The sequence below is a fragment of the Mycobacterium sp. TH-M82 genome (genome assembly GCF_057473605.1).
In genome coordinates, this window is sequence record NZ_JBYCKY010000159.1 from 1 (window position 1) to 7,119 (window position 7,119).

The following is a 7,119-nucleotide window of genomic DNA, read 5'->3' on the forward strand; positions in this document are numbered from 1 at the left end:
TGTCCAACAGGGCCTCGCGATAGATGGTGACGGTGTCCGGCAGCGATCCGGCGTAGTTGGAGTCGCGCGCGGTCAACGCCACGCCCTCATAGAGCCCCAAAAGGTCAGGGTCCTCGGGATCGCGATCGGCGACCAGGACCACGACGTTGTCTATGGCGTCCGCCAGCTCGGGTGGGATCAGATCCAGCGCATTGCAGACGAGGTCGTCGAACCGGTGCGGATCCATCCGCACGGTCATCGGCGTCAACCGCCCGGTGCCGGTGGCGGCAGACCCGGCGGGAACGGCGGCGGTGCCTGGGGCGGGAACGGCGGCGGCGGGGCGAACGGCAAAGGCGGGGGTTCCTCCGGTGGCGGCGGTTGCGCGTACGGCGGGAACGGCGGCGGCTCCTGCGGGGGCTGCGCCTGCGGGGGCGGTGCGGCCGGTGCCGGGCGTTGCGCCGGGGCAGGCTGCTGTTGCGGCAGGTGCTGGTTGCCGTCGCGAGTGATCGTCGACTCCGGTGCCGGAGCCGCCGGCGGTGCAGGAATCGGCTGCACCGGCAGGGCCGGCAGCGGGATGGACGGTAGCTCGAGTCGCTCCCGGGGGATGTCCGGCGGCGGGACGGGCGGCTGGCCGTTGATCAGCAGCGAGCCTCCCGCCATGTTGAGCAGTGTCGCCCAGCCGCCGTTGCCCAGCGTGGCGCCGATGCTGCAGGCCACCTGACGGCTGCCCGCCGACCAGCTTGGCAGCGAGATGGTGGCGTAGGTCAGCGTCAGTGTGGTGTTGCGCAACTGGACCGGGTTGAGGTAAGCGTCGGTCAGCCGGGCGCACTCGTCCTTGATGACGACGTCCTGTTCGGGCTCGGGGGGCAGTGCATCGGGGAACTTCTCGGCCAGATTGACCGCCCCGGTCACCTCCTTGGCGTGCGGTGCCGCGCAGTCGACGGGAATATCGGTCGGCTGGTTGGTTGCGGGGTCGATATCCAGGCAGGTGCCGGCCGGCCAGACCTTGGCCTGGTCGATGTCGGCCACTTTGCCGGCGAAAGCCAGTTGCTGGCCGCCGGGGCCGGGCAGCTGCAGGCCGCACAGCATCCGGCGCTCGCCGCGCTGGAGCCATGCCCGATCGCCGGACCACAGCATGCTCGCGACGAACTTGCCGTGCGGGTCGAACTTCGGGCCGAGATAGCGCTGCACCGCCGACTCGCACTGCTCCTGGGTGATCTGCTCGATGCGGGCAGCCGAAGGCGGAGCGGCGTCTGGGCCGTACTCGGAGCCCGGGAAGATCCGCATGTCGACCGGCTCGGCGACCTCGAACTTATGGTCGTCACCGCATCCGACGATGGTCGCCGCTTCCAGCGTGTTGTCCGGCCACATCAGGCAGTCGCCGGCGACCGCACGGTCGAGCGCGTCACTACCCCTGGCGCCCTTGGCTTCGTTGGCCGGGGCGCCGGGTGCGGGATCGGAGCCGAGATAGCTCAGCAAGCCGGTCGGGCCGCTTGCATCGCCCGGGGTGACCGTGACCAGCCCGGCGATGAGCAGCCCGCCCAGCGCGATCAGCAGCAGCGCCCGCAGCGTCGATGCTGCCTGCGGAGCGCGCAGCCACTGCACCCGGGCCGGCTGCTCAGCCGGCTGCACGGCGGGTGAACGCTCCTGGTCAACTGCCTGCGACATCCGCTCCATTGTGACAGGCACCGATAGTGGCGTGACAACTGATGCAAAAGTACTGTCTTGGTATTGCTGGGTGCGACGAGCTATCTGCTCCCGGCCCACCTGCCGGCGATTCCCATCGCCGACCGAAAGTATGGTGGCGAGCTGTGATCGACCTGAACCTGCTGCGCGAAGATCCCGACCGCGTCCGGCGTTCCCAGGCCAGTCGCGGCGAGGACCCGTCCCTGGTGGATGCGTTACTGACGGCCGATGCCGCGCGGCGGTCGGCGATCGCGACCGCCGATTCGCTGCGCGCCGAGCAGAAAGCGGTCAGCCGGTCGGTGGGTGCGGCGTCGGCCGAGGAACGGCCCGGCAAGCTGGCGCGGGCCAAAGAGCTCGCCGAGCAGGTCAAGGCGGCCGAAGCCGCTCGAGACCAGGCCGAGGCGGTGGCCGCCGCCGCGCATATGACGATCGCGAACGTCATCGTGGACGGGGTGCCCGCTGGCGAGGTGGACGACTATGCCGTGCTCGACGTCACCGGTGAGCTGCCCGCGATCGACAACCCGCGGGATCACCTCGACCTCGGCGAGGCACTGGGCCTGATCGACATGTCGCGCGGCGCCAAGGTATCCGGTTCCCGGTTTTACTTCCTGACCGGGCGGGGCGCGCTGCTGCAGCTGGGCCTGCTGCAGCTGGCGGTGCGGCTGGCGGTCGAGAGCGACTTCACACCGGTCATCCCTCCGGTGCTGGTGCGGCCCGAGATCATGTCCGGCACCGGTTTTCTCGGCTCCCACGCTGAGGAGGTGTACCGGATCGAGTCCGACGACCTCTACCTGGTCGGGACCTCCGAGGTGCCGCTGGCCGGCTATCACGCCGGCGAGATCGTGGACCTGTCCAGCGGACCGCTGCGTTATGCGGGCTGGTCGTCGTGTTTTCGCCGCGAGGCCGGCAGCCACGGCAAAGACACCCGGGGGATCATCCGGGTGCACCAGTTCGACAAGGTGGAGGCGTTCGTCTACTGCCGGCCCGCCGACGCCGAGTCCGAGCATGACCGGCTGTTGGGCTGGCAGCGGGAGATGCTGGCGCGCATCGAGGTGCCTTATCGGGTGATCGACGTGGCCGCAGGCGATCTCGGGTCGTCGGCGGCTCGCAAATTCGACTGCGAGGCATGGATTCCCACCCAGGGCTGCTACCGGGAGCTGACGTCGGCGTCGAACTGCACCACCTTTCAGGCGCGTCGGCTGGGCACCCGCTACCGCGACGACGACGGGAAGCCGCGGACCGCCGCCACCCTCAACGGCACACTGGCCACCACCCGGTGGCTGGTGGCGATTCTGGAGAACCATCAGCAGCCCGACGGCAGCGTGCGGGTGCCCGACGCGCTGGTGCCGTTCGTGGGCACCCAAGTGCTGGAGCCGGCGCGCTAGCTGGTCGCCGGCGCTTTCGATGTTCCGGACGGAAAATGATAGCGGCGCAACGTGATCGCCTCGCGATCAAGCTGAACCAGCCCGTCATCGTAGGCCACGTGGCCTTGACCGGATGCATTCATGCCCGCAAGGACCGCAGTTCGTGGCCCCGTGCCGTGAGGCAGCGACCGGTCTCCAGATCCCATTGCCAGCCGTGCTGGTTGCAGGTCAACGTAGTGCCTTCCACCACACCGAACTTCGACAGGTCAGCCTTCATGTGGGGGCAGCGGCGCTGAATCTGCCAGCCGTCCAAGGTGATCGTCGATGTGTCATCGTGAGTCTCGGCGAACCAGCCGTCGGCATAGACGATGCGCTCGTCGGTCAGGCACTTGAAGAATGTGTACAGGTACTCGTTGTAGCCGCCGACCCGCCATGCGGTGAACCGGGTGGACAAGAAGATGGTGTTGACCCAGTCCGGTTCGTCGTCGCGTAAGACGGTGCGCACCAGCTCCGGTGGGATGGCGAAGCCGTAGCGGAACGTCTCGCACGCAATCGGTTCGCGCACCGACCTTTTCGGGAAGTCCAACACGACCGTTTCGGGACCGAGCACCAGTTGCACCGGGTAGCCGATGCCGTCGCAGATCTCGTCACTTCTGCTCATGATCGGCTCGAGCCTTGCCCGCAGCGGCTCCAGCAACGGCTCGCCGGCGGCGGGTGCCCAGGATGCCTTCTCGGCGGCCAGCACCGGGGCCATCCGCGTGGCGTAGTCGGCAAGATAGTCCGCTTTGCCGGTGGTGAAGATCGCCTCGACATCGTCTGCGGTCAGTGGGTGGCTAAGCGAATCCAGCTGTGCGCCAGTGAAGTCCGCTATCGAGCCGGGGACCATCAGCAGGCCACCATCGTGACCGTGGGCGCGCAGCTGGTCGAGGAACACCATCTGATCGGGAAAGATGTTGGCCGAGTCGCCGTGGTCGTCGTTGAGGTGGCGCAGTCCGGCATCCAGGAAACACGGTGGGCCCGCCGACGGGATCACCCAGCTGGCGCCCACCTGGGCGATGTAGGCGCGGGCCCGGTCCATCTGGCGTCGCCGTTTCTGGATACCGAACGATTCTTTGGCGCGGGCCGGCATGTCGTAGACCATCGGATACCAGATGGCGCCGGAGTACTGCAGCATGTGCACGTCGACGTGGTCGAATGCCGTCAACACCTCCAAGTCGACCGGACGGGAGTCGTTCATATTGAAAACCGTCGTCACACCGTCGGAGACCACCAGGCCCGAGTCGCCGATCGGCCCGTCGGCCGGGGCGCTCAGCGCGACGATCATCACCTCCAGGTCACCGCCCGGGCCGCTGACGGTGTGCTTGACCGAATCGGTGGTCTCGAAGAACCGGTGAAAGCCCAGCTGCTCCAGCTCGCCGCGCAGATCGGGCACCGGGTAGTCGGGCAGCAGTACCACCGCGTCTTTGTTGACGTGCGCACGCAGATGCCGTGGGTCGAAGTGGTCGTGGTGCAGGTGCGAGATGTACAGAAAGTCGCAGTCGCCGAGGGCGTCCCAGTCCAGGGTGCTGTTGTCCGGGAACGGAAACCACGACGCGAAGTAGGCGGGGTTGACCCACGGGTCGCACAGGATGCTGCCCGCCTGGGTCTCGATCCGGAAGCCGGCGTGGCCGACACTGGTGACCCGCACGAGTACCTCGCTAGCCTCGTTTGAGGGACGTTGGCCTACCGGAGCGAGCTTAGCCGGGCGTGGGACAGCCGGCGGTGGGCGGCAGGTTGTGGAGCGGCGTTAGGCTGGACGATCGTGGAACCGGTGTACGGGACGATCATCGCACTTGCCCGTCTGGTCTGGCGATTGCAGGGCTTGAAGCTCACCGTCACCGGGGTGGAGAACCTGCCGGCCAGCGGGGGTGCGGTCGTCGCGATAAACCACACCGGCTACCTGGATTTCACCTTCGCCGGGTTGCCCGCCTACCAGCAGGGGCTGGGCCGCAAGGTGCGGTTCATGGCCAAGCAGCAGGTGTTCGACCACCGGATCACCGGACCCATCATGCGCGGCTGTCGCCATATCGGGGTGGACCGGGGCAACGGTGCCGCGTCGTTTCACGCCGCGGTCGAATACCTGCGGGCCGGTGAACTGGTCGGTGTCTACCCCGAGGCGACGATCAGCCGCAGTTTCGAACTCAAGGAGTTCAAGAGCGGCGCCGCCCGGATGGCGGTCGAGGCGCAGGTGCCGATCGTCCCGCACATCGTCTGGGGTGCGCAGCGGATCTGGACCAAGGATCACCCGAAGAAACTCCTGCGGCCCAAGGTGCCGGTCGCGGTCGCGGTCGGCGAGGCGCTCGACCCGACGTTGCCGGTGGACGACCTGCAGGCACTGTTGCACGCCCGCATGCAGCATCTGCTGGAACAGGTCCAAGACGCCTACGGGCCGTACCCGGCCGGGGCGTTCTGGGTGCCACACCGACTCGGCGGCGGTGCGCCGACCCTGGCCGAGGCAGCACGGTTGGACGCCGAGGAGGCCCGGCGGCGAGCCGCCGCCAAAGCGGCCCACGGCGCCGGGCCACCCAACCTGGACGGCGCACCCGAGTAGGCGATCGGCGAGCAACGGATGCAGCCGGTCTTCCGCGTGCTGGAGATCGCAGCCACCACGCTGGTCAAAACCTCCGGCACCAGCATCGCCTTCCAGGGGTTGGCGCACATCCCGCAGGCCGGCGGCGCGGTGATCGCGATCAACCACACCGGCTATGTCGACTTCCTGCCTGCCGCTCTTGCGGTCTACCACCGTGGGCGCCGCATGCGGTTCATGATCAAGGCCGAGATGCAACAGGTCAAGGTGGTCAACTTCCTGATCAAGCACACCGGCACCATCACGGTGGACCGCCGGGCGGGGGCCGACTCCTACCAGCGCGCCGTGGCGGCGCTTCGCGCCGGCGAGGTGGTCGGTGTCTATCCGGAAGCGACCATCAGCCGCAGTTTCGAACTCAAGGAGTTCAAAACCGGGGCGGCCCGGATGGCGCTGGCGGCGCAGGTACCGATCATTCCGCTGATCGTGTGGGGCGCTCATCGGGTGTGGACCAAGGACCATCCGCGAGCCAGCCTGCTGCGCACCAAGATTCCGATCACCGTGGCGGCCGGGCCTGCGGTCACCCCGGCTGGTGACGCCGCGGCTTTGGGGGCCGCTCTGCGGGCGGAGATGGCGCGGCTGCTGCAACGCGTGCAGCAGGACTATCCGCACCCGAGCGGGGCCTACTGGGTGCCGCAGCGGATGGGCGGCAGCGCGCCCACCCCGGCCGAGGCTAAGGTTCTTGATGACGAGGAACTGGCCGAACGGGCACGCAGGCGGGCGGACGGTGATCAAAGACGGAGTGGTTAGGGATGGCTGAACCGTTTTTCCGCATGTTGGAAATCGTGGTCCCGCCACTGGTCGAAGCCAACGGATGCCGCATCACCTTTGACGGGCTGGAGAACATTCCGGAACGCGGCGGCGCGCTGCTCGTCGTCAACCACACCAGCTACGTGGACTTTTACCCGGTGTCGATAGCGGCCTTCCGGCGCCGCCGTCGGCTGCGGTTCATGATCAAGGCCGAGATGTGCGACGTGCCGGTGGTCAACTTCGTCATCAAGCACGCCAAGCTGATCCCGGTGGACCGGCGGGCCGGGGCGCACGCCTACGCGGTTGCCGTACAGCGGCTGAAGGAGGGCGAACTACTCGGCCTGCACCCGGAAGCCACCATCAGCCGCAGCTTCGAGCTCAGGGAGTTCAAAACCGGCGCCGCCCGCATGGCCCGAGACGCCGATGTGCCGATCGTTCTGGTCATCGTCTGGGGCACCCAGCGCATCTGGACCAAAGATCATCCGAAGAAGCTGTGGCATAACACGATTGCCGTCCTGGTGAAAGTCGGCCAACCGGTGCGGGCGGCCGGCGCGGGCCGGCGCCGGTGACGTCATCGGTTCCATGCCGGACACCGACCCGCGGGATTCTGCGGTGAGGCTGCCGGCGCTGATCGCCAGCGACGTGGACGGCACCTTGCTCGACGACGACGAGTCGGTCACCCCGCGCACCCGCGCGGCCGTCCACGCCGCCGTCGCC

The 7,119-nt window shown here is 68.0% G+C and carries 7 protein-coding genes and 2 pseudogenes; 5 read left to right on the top strand and 4 right to left on the bottom strand.

Features of this window, described 5'->3' with window-relative positions:
- Positions 1 to 238 (bottom strand): metallopeptidase family protein (locus AC2VON_RS04675; protein ID WP_486951896.1); only part of this gene is annotated, 238 nt, incomplete at its 3' end.
- A gap of 5 nt (positions 239 to 243) precedes the next feature.
- Entirely contained in the window at positions 244 to 1,656 is a 1,413-nt protein-coding gene (locus tag AC2VON_RS04680; protein WP_486951901.1) for a septum formation family protein, read from the bottom strand.
- Positions 1,657 to 1,790: 134 nt separating this feature from the next.
- Here AC2VON_RS04680 and serS point away from each other — a divergent pair, with 134 nt between their 5' ends.
- Positions 1,791 to 3,050, top strand: a complete 1,260-nt coding sequence (gene serS / locus AC2VON_RS04685) for a serine--tRNA ligase (RefSeq protein WP_486951897.1) — start codon at positions 1,791 to 1,793, stop codon at positions 3,048 to 3,050.
- A 14-nt stretch (positions 3,051 to 3,064) separates the two neighbouring features.
- Here the strand turns inward: serS and AC2VON_RS04690 are convergent.
- Together AC2VON_RS04690 and AC2VON_RS04695 are read right to left on the bottom strand one after the other, a co-directional pair.
- Positions 3,065 to 3,172: pseudogene (locus AC2VON_RS04690) on the bottom strand (hypothetical protein); the annotation flags it as partial.
- The gene (locus AC2VON_RS04695; RefSeq protein ID WP_486951898.1) at positions 3,169 to 4,716 is read right to left on the bottom strand and encodes a Rieske 2Fe-2S domain-containing protein; all 1,548 of its coding nucleotides are present in this window, start codon (positions 4,714 to 4,716) and stop codon (positions 3,169 to 3,171) included. The gene AC2VON_RS04695 and the pseudogene AC2VON_RS04690, both read right to left, overlap by 4 nt.
- Positions 4,717 to 4,830: 114 nt before the next feature.
- Here AC2VON_RS04695 and AC2VON_RS04700 point away from each other — a divergent pair, with 114 nt between their 5' ends.
- The 4 genes and pseudogenes from AC2VON_RS04700 to AC2VON_RS04715 all read left to right on the top strand — a co-directional run.
- A complete protein-coding gene (locus AC2VON_RS04700; protein ID WP_486951899.1) occupies positions 4,831 to 5,619 on the top strand; it encodes a lysophospholipid acyltransferase family protein in 789 nt (262 codons plus the stop codon).
- An 18-nt stretch (positions 5,620 to 5,637) separates the two neighbouring features.
- Positions 5,638 to 6,402, top strand: a complete 765-nt coding sequence (locus AC2VON_RS04705) for a lysophospholipid acyltransferase family protein (RefSeq protein ID WP_486951900.1) — start codon at positions 5,638 to 5,640, stop codon at positions 6,400 to 6,402.
- Between the two features lie 2 nt (positions 6,403 to 6,404).
- Positions 6,405 to 6,953, top strand: a pseudogene (locus AC2VON_RS04710) (lysophospholipid acyltransferase family protein); the annotation flags it as partial.
- 31 nt (positions 6,954 to 6,984) lie between these two features.
- On the top strand, positions 6,985 to 7,119 hold a 135-nt coding region (locus AC2VON_RS04715; protein WP_486951902.1), incomplete at its 3' end, for an HAD hydrolase family protein.

Excerpts from the sequence above, each read along its gene's own strand:
- AC2VON_RS04680 (WP_486951901.1), bottom strand. The coding sequence starts at position 1,656 with ATGGAGCGGATGTCGCAGGCAGTTGACCAGGAGCGTTCACCCGCCGTG.
- AC2VON_RS04705 (WP_486951900.1), top strand. The coding sequence starts at position 5,638 with ATGCAGCCGGTCTTCCGCGTGCTGGAGATCGCAGCCACCACGCTGGTC.